Raw genomic sequence first — 15622 nt, forward strand, 5'->3', positions numbered from 1 at the left:
TAACTTTTCCTCACTTCAGGACACAAGAAAAAAGCCTCAGCAAAATTGCCAAGGCTTTTAATTTTTATAAAACGCTTATATATTATGCGTTTGCTTCTACAGATACGAAAGATCTGTTGTTTGCTTTCTTTCTGAAAACTACTTTTCCGTCAACTAATGCGAACAAAGTGTGATCTTTACCGATACCCACGTTTGCACCTGGATGATGCTGAGTACCTCTTTGTCTAACGATAATGTTACCCGCAATAGCCTCTTGACCGCCGAAAATCTTTACACCTAATCTTTTAGAGTGAGATTCTCTACCGTTTTTGGAACTACCAACTCCTTTCTTGTGTGCCATTTTATTTTAAGGTTTTTTGGTTTAAAAAATTATTCTGCGCCTTCAGTTGCTTCAGCGTCAGCTTTTTTAGTTGTCTTTTTAGCAGGTTTTTCTGCTTTTTTAGCTCCTTCAAATCCTGTAATACCAGTAATCTGAATTTGAGTTAATGATTGTCTGTGACCATTTTTCACTTTGTAACCTTTTCTTCTTTTCTTTTTGAAAACGATTACTTTATCAGCTTTTAAATGATCCAGGATCTCTGCCTCTACAGTGATTCCGCTTACAGCTGGGGCGCCTACCGTGATTGCTCCGTTTACAGTAAGAAGTACTTTATCAAAAGATACTTTTCCTCCTTTATCTCCTTTTAAACGGTTTACAAACAACTTCTGGTCTTGCTCAACTTTGTATTGAAGCCCTGCTATTTCTACAATTGCAAACATTGTTTATAAATTTTTAGTTATTTCGAGGTGCAAATATAAGAAATATTTTCTAATCTCTTCAAATTCAATTCAATCTTTTTTAAAATAAAATTTTAACTATGTTTTGAATATTTTTTCACAATAAAGTGATATGAAATTCCGTTTTATTTTATATCTTCGTTTTCACCAAAATATTTGTATATATGAAAAGAAAAATCCAATTCCCGATTCTTTTGGGAGCCATTGCTGCACTTTCTCTGTCAGCATGTAACGACGACACCATGGAAACACCTGTACAACAGGAGCAAAAGGCAGAAAGCTTAAAACCGGAACAACCGAATGGTCTGGAGAAAGTCTGCTATTATGTAGATAACAACTGGAGTTCTTCATCTGTACTGCTTACATCATTACAGAATTCTACAGACACTAATTTTATGAATTCTCAGATGACAAAAATTGCCAGCATGTGGGGAAGAAGCAATCCTACATTGAGATTCGTGAACGATCCTTCGAACTTTAATTCTACCTACAATGCAATTTCGTATTCTACAGGAAAAATCTATTACGGCTACGCTATTTATTACGATGCAAAAGCAAAAGGCGGAGATATTGTAAACGCGATGATTCTTGCTCATGAGTACGGACATCAGCTTCAGTACATTTTTGGACTGCCTACGGTAACAGAATCCACAGCAAGACCAAACGAACTGGAAGCAGATGGCTTTGCAGGATACTATCTGAGAAGGCCAAACGGATACAACCAGACAAGCTTTACGCAGATTGCAGCCGCTTACGAATTTGCACAAAGCATTGGCGATTACCAGACTACAAGTCCGGGTCACCACGGAACTCCTGCACAGAGAAGATCTGCTGTCCGTTTAGGATTTTTACTGGGGCAGTACAGCCTTACTGCTGCAGATTTCGACTACAACTTCTTCTATTATTATCAGGGAGTACTGAACGGAACTTACAAAATGGCAAAAAATACGCAATATCCTGAACTTGATGCTTATATGCAGCAGTATCTTGAGGAGCTTAAACAAATTCAGACCGGAGAAATCTCTGCCGAAGAATTTAAAAACCTGAAATAGATTATCATTTTTTGGAAATATCTTTCTCGAAGAGGCAGGGACACGATTCCTGTCTCTTTTTATTTGTCTGCATATTCTTAAAGTTTATTACTTTTGAAACATCATATCAAAAAAAATGAACAGAGACCTCTATATTGATTTCGCAAAAGGACTGGCTACCATTTCCATCATCTTCATCCATACCGCTTTCTGGTCGGGGCAATTTTATATCCAGCCTGAAGTGAGAGTTTTCTCTTTGGTATTTGATGTTGCATTATTTTACGCATTAAGCGGGATAACATCCGGTTCCAATATCGAAAAAACATTATACAGGCTGCTGAAACTGCAGATCACATATATGATTTTTGTAACCCTTCTGTTCTTTCTGGATTATTTCTTTAAAGTTTTCGGGCTCACTTTCTTTTCTCTGGAATGGCTGCAGAATTTTTATCTGACATTCGGATCAAACTATGCAGCTACGAAAATTTCTACCGTTCCACAATGGGAAAATTTAGGAAACTGGTATCTTCATCAATACAACAAAGCAGATACTTTTCCTGTGGTAATGGGAAGTTTCTGGTATTTAAAAGTATATTATATTTTAACCGTTTTTGGTGTTTTAATATTAAAATTCTTTCCGAAACATGTTAACTGGTTCATTGGGCTTTGTGCCGGATTGACCTTATTATTTAATATTTTTCCGGAAATTTATCCTTCCGGACAGGTGGGATATGTTGCTTTTTACCTGACTGTTTTTCTGATTGGAAACAGAATGAAAGGTAAAAAAATTCCGGACAGAATGGTTCCTGTATTATACGGATTTGTTGCGATTGCGTTAGCAGGACTCTTCGGATTTTACGGACCGGAAATATTTTACAAAATCAATAAAAATAAATTTCCGCCTCAGATTCCTTATATTATCTGGACGCTGTTTTCTCTGGTAACGCTTTTTGTTTTTTATAACAGATTAAAGATCACAAAAGAAAATATTGTGACCTACATTGGGAAAAATGCGATATTTTTTTATTTTGCACAGGGAATAAGCTCTTCACTGGTTTACTTTTTAGTCGTTCCAATGAAAGAAAATATGCCTTGGTGGATTTTAATGATTTTAATTTACGGAATCAATATTATTTTGGCATTCATCATTTCAGCCGGCTTGAAAAAAGTTGATGAATGGGGTTGGAAAGTTTTAGAGCTTTTAAGAAGCAAAACTGCATCTCATTAATCCCTTTCTCTTCCTCCTCTTGCAATAAGTGCGATGATTACAATTAAAACAACAGCTCCGATGATAATGTAAGTAGGATTTGCATACCATTCTGTCGTTGTTGTTGTAGTTTGTTCTGTTGTTACGGTTCCGCCTCCCGTTTTAGTTTCCTGTGCGAAGCTGAAAGCTGACATAAAAAGAACAAAAATTGCTGAAAGTAAAGCCCCTGCTTTAGATTTTAAAGTTGTAATAGTTTCCATTGTTTATATTTTAATTTGGTTTTTAATTGAAAACAAATTAAATACCAAGATTTTTAAATTATTAAGAAAAATATTTTTTCAACGTTCTGAATCTTTAAATAAACTTTAATCGTATTGCAAATTATTTTAATTTTACAGAAAATTTTAAAACATGTTTAAGTTGAAACTTCCTACCGATCCAAGGTGGGCAAATATTGCAGAAGGAAACATTGAAGAAATTTTAACGGATCATGCGTGGTGCGAGCAAAAAGCAGCTACCAATGCCATCGGATTAATCACCATGCTTCCTGAATATCCGGAAATCGTGACAGAACTTCTTGCCATCGCACAGGAAGAACTGGAGCATTTTCGTCAGGTTCATGAAATTATAAAAAAAAGAGGATATACTTTCGGACGTACCCGAAAAGACGACTATGTGAATGAACTGGTGAATTTTATCCAAAAAGGCGGCAACAGAGACGATCTTATTGTAGATAAAATGCTTTTCGCAGCTATGATTGAAGCCAGAAGCTGTGAAAGATTTAAAGTTCTGACTGAGAATATCAAAGATGAGGAGCTTAAAACTTTCTACAGAGAACTGATGATTTCAGAAGCCAACCATTACACCACCTTCATCGGATTTGCAAGACAGCTTGGAGACGAAGAAAAAGTAAATAAACGATGGGAAGAATGGCTGGAATATGAAGCAAAAGTCATAAAGTCTTACGGAAAAGGAGAAACCATCCACGGATAAATAGTATTTAGATTGAAAAAACTGACGTTTGAAAATATTGCCAATTTTTTCCTGAAAAATTTCTTTCAGGGACTAGTGATTATCGGTCCCATCGGACTGACAATTTTTGTTATCTGGTATATTGTAACGTCTATTGATAACATTATTCCTTCCGTTGCAAAGGAAATTCCCGGTCTTGTTTTTATCTCGACCATTTTATTTACCGCACTTTTAGGCTTTTTGGGAAATAAATTCGTTGTCGGAAGATTCTTTTTCGATTCCATGGATCGCCTTCTTGAAAAAACACCCGGTGTAAAACATATCTACACCCCTACTAAAGACGTAATGTCCTCCTTCGTAGGAGACAAAAAAAAATTCAACGATCCGGTCTGGGTAAAGACCAACGAAAATCCTGAAATATGGAGAATCGGGTTTTTAACGCAAAAAGAAATGGCTGATGTTGAAAAACACAATTATGTTGCGGTTTATCTTCCCCACTCTTATGCCATTTCGGGCTGGGTAATCGTTACGGAAGAAAAAAACATCAAACCTGTTGTAGGGATGACGGCTGCTTCTGCAATGAAATTTGCGGTAAGCGGCGGTGTTGCGGGGTTCCATTCCGATGATAATATTTTCAAGGCACCGGAATAGTCTTTCTTTTTATTCTGAAATAATATCACAGGAGATATTATCTATTTCACATTTCCTTCAAAGGGCTGAATTTTAGCAGTAAGGAAACATTCTTTTCATATTCATTAACGGATAATCCTGTTTTCACAAATAAAAAATTTACGCAGATTATTCTGTTTTAATGAAAATTTTACAAATTAAAAAACAAAACTAACAACAATAAAAAGATGGGCAAAGTTGCAATCATAGGAGCCGGTGTATCCGGACTGAGTATGGCAAATTATTTGGAAAAAAATAATATCGACTATCATCTCTACGAAAGAAGAACCCCAAACGATCTGAAAGGACATGGATTTATCATTCCCAAAGAAGGAATTGAGCATCTTTCAGCTATTATTGATATTAATGATCTTTACGCCAGAGGAAGTTTTCTGAAAAAATACATCCATTACAACCAAAGCGGCGAAATTCTTTCCGAAAAGGATCTGGATGATGTTTTTGTCGTTTCCAGAAGTACTTTGATTGAAATTCTTGCGAAGAGAATTCCATCAGATAAAATTTCTTACAATTCAACTGTGGCACTGAATGGATTTTCGGAGGGAAAAGCACAAATTACGCTGGACGAAAATAACACTTTAGAAGCAGACGTTGTCGTTGCCTCAGACGGATCAAGAAGCCGTATCAGAAGAACCATTTTTCAGGACGAAATCATGAGGGCCGTTCTGGAAAATGAAGTGGTAAATATCATCGAAAATGAAGAACTCGCAAGCCGAATTGAAAGCAATTTCCTGAAATTTCATCATGAAAACGGCGGACTTACTTTTGGTGTTTTAAAACTTTCTTCTACAAAAATTCTTTGGTACTGTCAGTTTGATATTACCAAACATTTCATCAACGAAGATTATAGTCCGGACTGCATTAAACAGTTTATGCTGGATAATTTTGGCGGCTGGAATGCTCTTGTTTCATCCATTATTGAAGGTTCAAGTTATGAAAACGCTCATATCTGGAGAGTGTATGAACTTGAAAAATTAAATCCTTTTTACCATCAGAATGTCGTTTTCATCGGCGATGCCGCACATCCGCTGATTCCTTTTACAAGTCAGGGTGTTACTTCTGCGTTGAAAGATTCTTTCACATTAACAAATCTTTTAGCCGAAGGAAATGACCTTCAGGAAACGTTCAGAAAATACGAAGAAGACCGAAAGCCTGAAATCGAAACCCACATCAAAAACGGAAGAGCTTTGCTGGAGCAATTCCTTTTACCGCTGAACGAACAGCCTAAAAATACCTTACCAATTTCATATAAATAAAATGTTCACAAACAACGATATCAATTTTGAAGCGCTGAAAAGAAAAGCCTACAACGGAAGGTGGGCAACTCTGGAAGAAGGTATTATCCCTTTAACTGCAGCAGATCCGGACTTCAGAATGTCTAAAGAAATAGAAAACGGAATTATAGAATATATTAAGGACGGCTATTTGAGTTATGGCCCGTTCTCCGGACTTCCTGAGTTCAAAAAAAGTGTTGCAGAGCATTTTAATACAGGAAAAAAAGGCAGCTTTACTCCGGAAAATGTTTTGGCTGTAAACAGTGCCGCAATGGGAATGTATATGGTTGCCAAATATGTGCTGAATCCGGGAGACGAAGCGATTATTTTTGATCCGGTGGATTTCCTTTTCAAAAAAACAGTGGATTCGGTTGGCGGAAATATTAAATTATGCGCGGTAGATTCCAAAACAGGAGATATCGACTTTGAAATGCTGGTTTCTTTAATTTCTCCGAAAACAAAACTGATCAGCATCTGTAATCCCCACAACCCTGTAGGAAGAGTATATTCCAAAGAAATTTTACAGAAAATTGCAGACATTGCGGCAGCTCATGATCTTTGGGTAATGAGCGATGAAATCTGGAGCGATATTGTGTACGACAAAAAAGAGTTCAACACTTACTCTTCTGTTTCCGAGAATGCTAAAAAGAAAAGTTTTACTGTTTTCGGATTTTCAAAATCATTCGGAATTGCAGGATTGAGAATTGGTGCGGTTTTATGCAACGATCAGGAATTAATGGATGATTTAACAGAAAAATCCATGTTTAATTCAACCATCGAAGGTGTTTCTACACTGTCGCAGATTGCGGCAAGTGTTGCTATAGATAAAGCAAAACCATGGTTTAATGATTTTCTTGCGCATTTACAGAACAACAGAGATTTAGCTTACAGTATGCTTAGCAATTCGGGTATTTTAATTCCTAATCATCCTGAAGCAACATTTGTTATTTTCCCTAAGATTAACAATGGAATGTCCAGCGACGAATTTGCACAACATGTTTTAAAAGAAGGAAAAGTAGCGATAGTTCCCGGCTCGGAACGATGGTTCGGAAAAGGCGCTGAAGGACACGTCAGAATCTGTTTTTCAACTTCGCAGGAAATTCTCTCCGAAGGATTGAACAGAATAATCAACAGTTTTTAAAAAAATATGAAAGCGGATTCAATAAATTTGAATCCGTTTTTTATTAAAAAAAACATTCAGAAATTCATTTTTTTCTTAAAATTATACCGATCATATTTTTCTACATAATCACTGTTTTTATTTAATTTAAATACATTTATCAAATAAAACCATATTTTATTACTGATTTAAAAACAAAATTTAATATTTTTGATATAAATGTCAATTTAAATCCAACGAAATATGAAAATTAAATACATAAGTGCCTTTTTTCTTGGAGTATCTTCTGTTCTGTATTCTCAGCAGACCAATGATACCATCTCTAAAGAAGGAAAAATTGATGAGGTAGCCATAACAGGAAGCAGGAATAAAAAAAGAACGGTTGTAGACACTCCGGTTCCGATTGACATCATCGACATTAAACAGGTAAGCCAGTCAACAGGGCAGATCGAAGTCAACCAGCTTTTACAGTTTTCTGCACCTTCATTTAATTCCAATAAACAATCCGGATCAGACGGAGCAGATGCAGTAGATCCGGCAACATTAAGAGGACTTGGTCCTGATCAGACTTTGCTTTTGCTCAACGGAAAAAGATATCATCAGTCTTCATTAATCAACCTTTTTGGTACAAAAGGCCGCGGGAATACGGGATCTGACATGAACACGATTCCTGTAGGTGCGATAAAAAGAATTGAGGTTCTTCGTGACGGAGCATCGGCACAATATGGTTCAGATGCGATTGCAGGAGTAATTAATGTAATTTTAAATGACCGTAATCACGGTTTTGAAGGCAATGCTTTTTATGGAGTGAATCTTTTTAAAAGTCCGGGAGATCATGATGTGGTTTCTGACCGGAAAATAGACGGAAATACTTTTGACTTTTACGGAAATTACGGAACAAAAATAGGTTCTAAAGGCGGTTTCGGAAATTTTACGGCAGAATTTGTCAATAAAGAATATGCGATCCGTAATGCCAATCCTGAAAAATACGATGCTCCGAGACAGAGATTCGGGGATGCAAAATCACAGAATTTTTATTTTTTCGGAAATATTGAGATTCCGATATCGGATAATTTAAAATTCTATTCCAGACAGGGATTTTCGCACAGGAATACAAACGCGTATGCATGGACAAGAAGTGCGGATGCAGACGGAAATATCCCGCAGGTTTATCCCAATGGCTTCAATCCGGTTCAGGACACCAGTATTTCAGATTTCACGTTTGATAATGGTTTAAAATTTAAAGTTGCAGAGTGGGAAGTTGATGCGTACAATGCATTCGGAAGCAACAGATTTACTTACCAGATCGATCATACCATTAATGCAACGCTGGGTGTAAAATCACCAACGAGTTTTGATGCAGGAGGACATTCTTTGCTGCAGAATACAACAGGTTTCAATGCAACCCGACAGTTTTCTGTTCTGGAAGGGCTGAATGTGGCGTTCGGATCAGAGTTCAGATACGAAAAATTCAATATTATCAAAGGTGAAGAAGCTTCTTACGCGATGTATGATGTGAATGGAAATGTCGTGACGGCAAGTACGCCTTCAACCTTATTGGTAATCAACCCATTAAGCGGAAATGTAAGACCGGGCGGTTCTCAGGGCTTTCCCGGATATTCTCAGGAAATTAACAAATCGAGAAATAATTTTGCAGCGTATGTAGATACCGAACTAGACATTACCAAAAACTGGATGGTAAGCGTTGCAGGAAGATTCGAAAATTATAATGATTTTGGAAGCACCCTGAACGGAAAACTGGCTACAAGATACAAAATAACACCACAGTTTGCATTCCGCGGCTCTTTTTCTACGGGATTCAGAGCTCCTTCTCTGGCTCAGAAATATTACAGCTTACAGTTTACCAATTTTCAGGGCGGAAATCTGGTAACCATTCAATTGGCGTCTAATGACAGTAATCTGGCGAAAGCAGTAGGAATTCCGCAGCTTAAACAGGAAACTTCTGTGAATGGAAGTGCCGGATTTACCTTTAACACAGGAAAATTTACGGCAACAGTAGATGGATATTACATCAAGGTAAAAGACAGAATTGTTTTAACAGGAAATTTCTCGCAGGATGATGATGCGATCGGGAATATTTTAATTGAAAACCGCATCGATCAGGCTCAGTTTTTCACCAATGCAATAGATACAAGAACTAAAGGACTTGATGTTATTTTAAGTTTTAACGAAAATATCGGAAAAGGAAAACTGACGGCAACATTAGCCGGAAACTACAATGAAATGGAGATCACAAAAGTGAATACTTCCGACAGGCTGAAAGGAAAAGAAGACATTTATCTCAGCCCTAGAGAAAGAGCTTTTATTTTGGCTTCAGCACCGAAAACGAAGATCAATTTAAACCTGAATTATAAGATCAGTAAATTCAATGCTAATTTACAGCTGGTTAGATTTGATAAAGTGACTCTGGTAGGCTATAACGGACCAGACGATTACCAGACTTACAATCCGAAGGTTACGACAGATCTTTCTTTTGGCTATGAATTTTCCAAAAACATCAATCTGACCATAGGAAGCAAAAATTTATTCAACAGATATGCTACTTTACAAAGAGATGCTGTTTCATCCGGAAATACGGAATCAGGAGGTATTTTTGATCCGGTACAGATGGGATTTGCAGGAAGACAGATTTTTGCAAGATTTAATTTTAAATTTTAATCTTTATACCATAACAAATAATGGCTTCTGGAAATTCAGAAGCCATTATTTATCTGAACAAAACTATTATTTTTTAGAAATTTTATACAATTTTCCACTGTCTGTAACAGCGTACAGATTTCCGTCGCTTCCGTTGAGAACATCTCGGAATCTTTCGTTCTGATCTTCAAGAAGTCTTTCTTCTCCTATCACTTTATTGTCTTTCATTACAATCCGGCTGATGTGTTCTCCGCTTAAACAGCCAATCATCAGATTTCCTTTCCATTCTTCGATATTTCCGGTGTAGAAAGTAACTCCGCTTGGCGAAATCACAGGATCCCAGTAATAAACAGGCTGTTCTGTTCCCGCTTTTTGAGTTGTCCCATTGTTGATTTTATCTCCGGAATATTCGATTCCGTAGGTTACATCTCCCCAACCATAATTTTTCCCGGGTTTTATTAGATTGATCTCATCTCCGCCTTTCGGTCCCATTTCTACATCCCACAAATTTCCGCCCGGATCAATTGCCAGACCTTGTGGATTTCTTATTCCGTAAGCATAAATTTCAGGTTTAAACCCTGTTTTTCCTATGAAAGGATTTCCGGGAGCCGGCTTCCCTTCCTTTGTTATTTTTAATATTTTACCTAAATAATTATCCGTTCTCTGCGCATAAACTCTCGTTTGCTTATCCGATCTTTCTCCTGTACTTACAAATAAATTTCCGTCTTTATCAAATGCCAATCGGCTTCCATAGTGCTTGTCTCCATCATACGTCGGAGTTGCTCTGAAAATAACTTTTACTTCAGAAATTGTTTTTAAATCCTGAGAAAGCTTTCCTTTTGCAACAGCGGTATGATTTCCATTTTCATAAGGTTCTGAAAAACTGAAATAAATGATATTGTTTGTTTTAAAATCAGGATCTAAAGCCACGTCAAGCATTCCGCCCTGCCCTTTGGAATCTACTTTCGGGAAGCCTTCAATTTTTGAAATTTCTTTTCCGTCGGCAGAAACCACATTCATATATCCTCTTTTATCTGTAATTAAAAATCTTCCGTCCGGTAAATTGATAATTCCCCAAGGTTTCCCCAGATCTTTATTTAAAATTTCGATATTATAAGGCGTTGAGGTTTTTACAGCTTTTATTCTGGTCTGTCCGGCAAAAGCAGGTTTATATTCCGGAGAATTAGGCTCTTTTGTTTCTACGCTTCCGTCTTTTCCGAGCTTTTGGGCATTAAGTTTATTTTCTTTACATGATGAAGACAGGAGAATTAAACTGATTGCTGAAATATAAAATTTATTGATTTTCATTGAATTACGATTATTATTCAATTTCAAATGGAAAAATAGTGCCATAAAATTTGGTAGTTTAAATTTTTATTCTACATTTGTAGAAACAAATAACAACTCGTAGAATATGAAAGAAATAAAATTGACCGATTCTGAAAAAGATCTTATGGAAATTCTCTGGGAAAAAGAAAAAGTTTTCATGAAGGATATCTTAGAATCGTATCCCGAACCGAAACCTGCCACCACAACCATTGCCACCCTTCTGAAAAGAATGCAGAATAAGGATTTTGTTGGCTACAAATTGTATGGAAATTCCCGCGAATATTATCCAAAGATCGCGAAAGGAGAGTATTTCAAAGAGGAAATGACTTCTATGATTGACCGTTTTTTCAACAGTTCCGTAACGCAGTTTGCATCGTTTTTTACGTCCAATGCAAAGCTTTCCCAAAAACAGCTGAAAGAACTCCGTGAAATTATCGACCAGCAAATCAACGAAAAATGATGATCGTTTTAAAAATAATTCTGTGTTCTTCCTTGCTTTTGACTGGATATTACGTGTTTTTGCAGAAGGAGAAAATGTACGGTTTCAACAGGTTTTACCTTTTGTTTTCCCTTGTATTTTCCTATACCGTTCCATTTATTTCCATTCAATCAGAAACTTCCAAACCATCGAATCGTTTGCAGACTACTATTGAAGCAACACAACAGATTATAGACATTACACCGAAACAGGAAAGCTTTAACTGGATGAATCTGATCTGGATAATCTACGGAACTGTAACATTGACTTTCCTGATAAGAACTATATTTTCATATTTAAAAATTAAAAATCTGAAAGGTGAAAAAATGCTGTATCAGAATCAGAACATTCTCATCACCGAAAATCCGGTTTCGCCTTTCAGCTTCTGGAATACGATTTATTTAGGAAAAAACTATCTGATTGACAACAAAATAGATTCCAGAATATTTCTTCACGAAAAGAGTCATCTGGAACAGAAACACAGCATTGATATTATTATTGTCGAGATCATAAAGATAATTACATGGTTCAATCCTGCCGTCTATTTATATAAGAAAGCAATAATTACCAATCATGAATTTCTGGCAGATGAATCTGTTTTAAAAAACGATTTTGCCATAAAAGACTATCAGAATTTAATTCTGGAAGAAATTATTTCAAGCCAAAACTATAACCTTACGCATACATTCAATTTCAAAAACACCAAAAAACGATTTATTATGATGAACACCAAAAAATCTAAGCTGGCAGACTTAAAAAAAGTAATCAGCATTCCGGTTTTGCTGATTGCTTTCGGACTATTCGTGCAGAAAACCTATGCCACTCCGATGGAGAAGATGATCGAAAAAACGCAGGAAACAATATCAGAACCTGTGAAAAAACAGATTGCTGAAAGTAATGAACCCATTACTAATGATGTTAAAAACGAATCTTTAAACCCAGAAAGTGGAATTACTGAGCAATTAAGTGAAAACATTATTGATGAAGGAGTTATTCAGGATACCATCCGACCGAAAGAGGGTAAAAACATGGCAACAAAAGATGAGGCAACTTTACTTCCGCAATATCCGGGTGGAATTAATGAAATGAGGAATAAAATGTCGAAAGCATTTGACGGTGCTAAAGTTAATGTAAGCAAAGAAACGTACAGAACTGAGATCAACTATACTGTTCTGGAAGACGGAAATATTGCGGATGTGAAAGCATCAGGAAACAATGAAGCATTTAATACAGAAGCAGTAAATTCTTTCAAAAAAGCCAATGAAAACATCGTCTGGAAACCCGCAGAAAAAGATGGAAAACCTGTTCGTTACAGCATGAGAATTCCGCTAACGATGTACTTTCAAAATTAGGATCGATTTTTTTAAAATAAAACAGCATTCAGATTGGATGCTGTTTTGTTTTTGAATATAATCATGCATCTTATTTTAATGAATCTGTGGTATGAAATACTTTCTGATGTCAAATATATCTTTCGTATTTTTGTTAGGATAACATCACAATTTTTATGAATTTCAAACTTCAATCAGAATATAAACCTACCGGAGATCAGCCACAAGCGATAGAAAAGCTCACCGAAGGAATCGAAATCGGGGAAAAATACCAGACACTTCTGGGAGTTACCGGATCCGGAAAAACATTTACCGTTGCCAACGTGGTGCAGAATGTACAGAAACCAACCTTGGTTTTAGCCCACAATAAAACTTTGGCAGCACAGCTCTTCATGGAGTTTAAAGAATTCTTTCCTGAAAATGCTGTTGAATATTTCGTAAGTTACTACGATTATTATCAGCCGGAAGCTTACATCGCCACAACCGGAACTTATATCGAAAAAGATCTGAGTATCAACGAAGAAGTTGAAAAATTAAGACTTTCCGCAACTGCCAGTTTACTATCGGGAAGACGAGATGTTCTGATTGTTGCCTCAGTTTCATGTATTTACGGTATCGGGAACCCTACGGAATTTCACAAATCATTAATTTCCATTGCGATTGGTGAAAAAGTGACAAGAACCGCACTGCTCCACTCTTTAGTTAACGCATTATATTCCAGAACATTAAATGAGTTCCAAAGAGGAACATTCCGTGTAAAAGGAGATGTGATTGATGTTTTCCCTGCTTATGCAGACAATGCGATCAGAATTCAGTTTTTCGGGGATGAAATTGAGAAAATCCAAAGCTTTGATCCGGTTTCGGGAAATGTGACAGGTGCTTTTGATCAGATTCAGATCTATCCTGCCAATCTTTTTGTAACATCGAAAGAAACACTGAACGGCGCAATCCGTGATATTCAGGATGATCTGGTAAAGCAGGTTGATTTTTTCAATTCGATTGAAAAACCACTGGAAGCCAAAAGATTACAGGAAAGAACCGAACTTGATCTGGAAATGATAAAAGAACTCGGCTACTGTTCCGGAATTGAAAACTATTCGCGATATCTTGACGGAAGATTACCGGGAACAAGACCTTTCTGTTTATTGGATTATTTCCCTAAAGATTATTTGATGGTGATTGACGAGAGCCACGTTACGGTTCCGCAGGTTCACGCCATGTACGGAGGCGACCGCAGCCGAAAAGAAGCTTTGGTGGAATATGGATTCAGGCTTCCTGCTGCAATGGATAACCGTCCTTTGAAATTTGAAGAATTTGAAGCGATCCAAAATCAGGTTATTTATGTTTCCGCAACTCCGGCAGATTATGAACTGGAAAAAACCGGGGGTGCTTATATTGAGCAGATTATCCGTCCGACCGGACTTTTAGATCCGATTATTGAAATCCGTCCTACCCAGAATCAGATTGATGATTTAATGGAGGAAATTCAGAAAAGAGCGGATCTTGATGAAAGGGTTCTTGTAACGACCCTTACTAAAAAAATGGCAGAAGAATTAACAAAATATTTTACCAAATTCGGGATCAGAACACGGTATATTCATTCGGATGTGGAAACTTTGGAACGTATCCAGATTATGCAGGATCTGCGTGTGGGACTTTTCGATGTTTTAATCGGGGTAAATTTATTGCGAGAAGGTCTGGATTTGCCGGAAGTGTCTTTAGTAGCCATCCTCGATGCTGATAAAGAGGGGATGTTGAGAAGCCGAAGATCGATGATCCAAACCGTTGGTCGTGCCGCGAGAAATCTTAACGGAAGAGCGATTATGTACGCCGATAAGATCACCAAATCGATGCAGGCAACGCTAGATGAAACAGAATACCGTCGTGCAAAACAAATGCAGTATAATGAAGAGCATGGAAAAGTTCCGGTAGCTTTAAATAAGAAGATTTCTGAAAGTCTTGTCGGAAGAAGCAAGGATTTTCCTGATGAAAAATATACACAAAAAGAAATTCTTCAGAAAGTTGCCGAAGCAAAAGCAAGCTATACTTCTGAAGATATGGAAAAGGTAATTGCGCAAAAGCAGAAGGAAATGGAATCTGCAGCGAAAAATCTTGATTTTATTAAAGCAGCTAAACTGAGAGATGAAATTGCTGCTTTGAAAGGATAATAATTAGGTTTCGGCGGTCGCGGCAAAGCCGCAACCGCCGAAACCTGAAATATATTTAAAAAACCAACCAGCTATAAAATGAAAAGAGCAACAGGAATCGGCGGAATATTCTTCAAGTGTAAAGATCCAAAAGCTTTAAAAGAATGGTATACAACTCATCTTGGAATTGATGTTAACGAATACGGCGCAACTTTCGAATGGAAAGAGGCTGCGGAATCCAATCCAAATGGTTCTTTGACATGGAGTCCTTCTCCTGAAACCACTAATTATTTTGAGCCTTCCACGAGGGACTTTATGATTAATTATACGGTTGATAATCTTGAAGCTTTAGTTGAAGAACTGAAAAAAGAGAATGTTGAAATTTTAGATGAGATCGCGGTTTATGATTTCGGAAAGTTTGTACATATTCTTGATCTTGAAGGAAATAAGGTTGAGCTTTGGGAGCCTAAATAATTTTTGATTTATTTTGAGATAAAAAAAGTTTCGGGGGGGGGGGGGGGTGGGCGGCGACAATTTTGGTAATATTTTTATTGTTTTTGTTTTTTTGGTTTTTTTATTGAACAACCCACCCCCAAAGGATACGCACAAAC

General features: G+C 36.9%; 15 protein-coding genes. 11 read left to right on the forward strand and 4 right to left on the reverse strand.

What is annotated here, in order from left to right; all coding sequences use genetic code 11:
* Window positions 1-82 precede the first annotated feature (82 nt).
* Together rpmA and rplU are read right to left on the reverse strand one after the other, a co-directional pair.
* Window positions 83-340 (reverse strand): 50S ribosomal protein L27, encoded by a 258-nt coding sequence (gene rpmA, locus WFH39_RS06955; protein ID WP_100076262.1) that lies wholly within the window; start codon window positions 338-340, stop codon window positions 83-85.
* Between the two features lie 29 nt (window positions 341-369).
* Window positions 370-759 (reverse strand): 50S ribosomal protein L21, encoded by a 390-nt coding sequence (rplU, locus tag WFH39_RS06960; RefSeq protein ID WP_336689315.1) that lies wholly within the window; start codon window positions 757-759, stop codon window positions 370-372.
* A gap of 182 nt (window positions 760-941) precedes the next feature.
* Between rplU and WFH39_RS06965 the strand changes: the two genes are divergently transcribed.
* On the forward strand, window positions 942-1829 hold the full coding sequence (locus WFH39_RS06965) for a metalloprotease (RefSeq protein ID WP_214587978.1): 888 nt from the start codon (window positions 942-944) through the stop codon (window positions 1827-1829).
* 115 nt (window positions 1830-1944) lie between these two features.
* Window positions 1945-3036 (forward strand): acyltransferase family protein, encoded by a 1092-nt coding sequence (locus WFH39_RS06970; RefSeq protein ID WP_336689316.1) that lies wholly within the window; start codon window positions 1945-1947, stop codon window positions 3034-3036.
* Here the strand turns inward: WFH39_RS06970 and WFH39_RS06975 are convergent.
* Complete coding sequence (locus WFH39_RS06975; protein WP_235132306.1) at window positions 3033-3275, reverse strand: hypothetical protein; 243 nt, start codon at window positions 3273-3275, stop codon at window positions 3033-3035. The two genes, WFH39_RS06970 and WFH39_RS06975, sit on opposite strands and share 4 nt — an antisense overlap.
* A gap of 151 nt (window positions 3276-3426) precedes the next feature.
* Here WFH39_RS06975 and WFH39_RS06980 point away from each other — a divergent pair, with 151 nt between their 5' ends.
* From WFH39_RS06980 to WFH39_RS07000, 5 genes are all read left to right on the forward strand, one after another.
* Window positions 3427-4008 carry a tRNA-(ms[2]io[6]A)-hydroxylase gene (locus WFH39_RS06980; protein ID WP_214587974.1) on the forward strand — a complete coding sequence of 194 codons (582 nt, stop codon included), beginning with the start codon at window positions 3427-3429 and terminating at the stop codon, window positions 4006-4008.
* Between the two features lie 12 nt (window positions 4009-4020).
* Window positions 4021-4638: a DUF502 domain-containing protein gene (locus tag WFH39_RS06985; protein ID WP_214587972.1), complete on the forward strand. Its 618-nt coding sequence runs from the start codon at window positions 4021-4023 to the stop codon at window positions 4636-4638.
* Window positions 4639-4844: 206 nt separating this feature from the next.
* Window positions 4845-5930, forward strand: coding sequence for an FAD-dependent oxidoreductase (locus tag WFH39_RS06990; RefSeq protein WP_336689317.1), 1086 nt, complete (start codon window positions 4845-4847; stop codon window positions 5928-5930).
* A 1-nt stretch (window position 5931) separates the two neighbouring features.
* On the forward strand, window positions 5932-7089 hold the full coding sequence (locus WFH39_RS06995; protein ID WP_336689318.1) for a pyridoxal phosphate-dependent aminotransferase: 1158 nt from the start codon (window positions 5932-5934) through the stop codon (window positions 7087-7089).
* 222 nt (window positions 7090-7311) lie between these two features.
* The gene (locus WFH39_RS07000) at window positions 7312-9747 is read left to right on the forward strand and encodes a TonB-dependent receptor plug domain-containing protein (protein ID WP_336689319.1); all 2436 of its coding nucleotides are present in this window, start codon (window positions 7312-7314) and stop codon (window positions 9745-9747) included.
* A 66-nt stretch (window positions 9748-9813) separates the two neighbouring features.
* On the opposite strand, the gene WFH39_RS07005 is transcribed toward WFH39_RS07000, so the two are convergent.
* The gene (locus tag WFH39_RS07005) at window positions 9814-11034 is read right to left on the reverse strand and encodes a PQQ-dependent sugar dehydrogenase (protein ID WP_336689320.1); all 1221 of its coding nucleotides are present in this window, start codon (window positions 11032-11034) and stop codon (window positions 9814-9816) included.
* Window positions 11035-11140: 106 nt separating this feature from the next.
* On the opposite strand from WFH39_RS07005, the gene WFH39_RS07010 reads away from it, so the two are divergent.
* From WFH39_RS07010 to WFH39_RS07025, 4 genes are all read left to right on the forward strand, one after another.
* On the forward strand, window positions 11141-11515 hold the full coding sequence (locus WFH39_RS07010; RefSeq protein ID WP_336689321.1) for a BlaI/MecI/CopY family transcriptional regulator: 375 nt from the start codon (window positions 11141-11143) through the stop codon (window positions 11513-11515).
* On the forward strand, window positions 11512-12885 hold the full coding sequence (locus WFH39_RS07015) for a M56 family metallopeptidase (RefSeq protein ID WP_336689322.1): 1374 nt from the start codon (window positions 11512-11514) through the stop codon (window positions 12883-12885). The genes WFH39_RS07010 and WFH39_RS07015 overlap by 4 nt, the downstream gene beginning before the upstream one ends.
* Window positions 12886-13040: 155 nt before the next feature.
* Window positions 13041-15032 (forward strand): excinuclease ABC subunit UvrB, encoded by a 1992-nt coding sequence (uvrB, locus tag WFH39_RS07020; protein WP_235132300.1) that lies wholly within the window; start codon window positions 13041-13043, stop codon window positions 15030-15032.
* 78 nt (window positions 15033-15110) lie between these two features.
* The gene (locus WFH39_RS07025) at window positions 15111-15485 is read left to right on the forward strand and encodes a VOC family protein (RefSeq protein ID WP_336689323.1); all 375 of its coding nucleotides are present in this window, start codon (window positions 15111-15113) and stop codon (window positions 15483-15485) included.
* Window positions 15486-15622 lie beyond the last annotated feature (137 nt).

Source organism: Chryseobacterium sp. MMO-72 (assembly GCF_037146035.1).
GTDB classification, from domain to species: Bacteria; Bacteroidota; Bacteroidia; order Flavobacteriales; family Weeksellaceae; genus Chryseobacterium; species Chryseobacterium indicum.

Excerpts from the sequence above, each read along its gene's own strand:
- uvrB (WP_235132300.1), top strand. The coding sequence starts at position 13,041 with ATGAATTTCAAACTTCAATCAGAATATAAACCTACCGGAGATCAGCCA.
- WFH39_RS07025 (WP_336689323.1), top strand. The coding sequence starts at position 15,111 with ATGAAAAGAGCAACAGGAATCGGCGGAATATTCTTCAAGTGTAAAGAT.
- WFH39_RS07000 (WP_336689319.1), top strand. The coding sequence starts at position 7,312 with ATGAAAATTAAATACATAAGTGCCTTTTTTCTTGGAGTATCTTCTGTT.
- WFH39_RS06970 (WP_336689316.1), top strand. The coding sequence starts at position 1,945 with ATGAACAGAGACCTCTATATTGATTTCGCAAAAGGACTGGCTACCATT.
- WFH39_RS06995 (WP_336689318.1), top strand. The coding sequence starts at position 5,932 with ATGTTCACAAACAACGATATCAATTTTGAAGCGCTGAAAAGAAAAGCC.
- rplU (WP_336689315.1), bottom strand. The coding sequence starts at position 759 with ATGTTTGCAATTGTAGAAATAGCAGGGCTTCAATACAAAGTTGAGCAA.
- WFH39_RS06990 (WP_336689317.1), top strand. The coding sequence starts at position 4,845 with ATGGGCAAAGTTGCAATCATAGGAGCCGGTGTATCCGGACTGAGTATG.
- WFH39_RS07005 (WP_336689320.1), bottom strand. The coding sequence starts at position 11,034 with ATGAAAATCAATAAATTTTATATTTCAGCAATCAGTTTAATTCTCCTG.
- WFH39_RS06980 (WP_214587974.1), top strand. The coding sequence starts at position 3,427 with ATGTTTAAGTTGAAACTTCCTACCGATCCAAGGTGGGCAAATATTGCA.
- WFH39_RS07010 (WP_336689321.1), top strand. The coding sequence starts at position 11,141 with ATGAAAGAAATAAAATTGACCGATTCTGAAAAAGATCTTATGGAAATT.
- WFH39_RS06965 (WP_214587978.1), top strand. The coding sequence starts at position 942 with ATGAAAAGAAAAATCCAATTCCCGATTCTTTTGGGAGCCATTGCTGCA.
- rpmA (WP_100076262.1), bottom strand. The coding sequence starts at position 340 with ATGGCACACAAGAAAGGAGTTGGTAGTTCCAAAAACGGTAGAGAATCT.
- WFH39_RS06975 (WP_235132306.1), bottom strand. The coding sequence starts at position 3,275 with ATGGAAACTATTACAACTTTAAAATCTAAAGCAGGGGCTTTACTTTCA.
- WFH39_RS07015 (WP_336689322.1), top strand. The coding sequence starts at position 11,512 with ATGATGATCGTTTTAAAAATAATTCTGTGTTCTTCCTTGCTTTTGACT.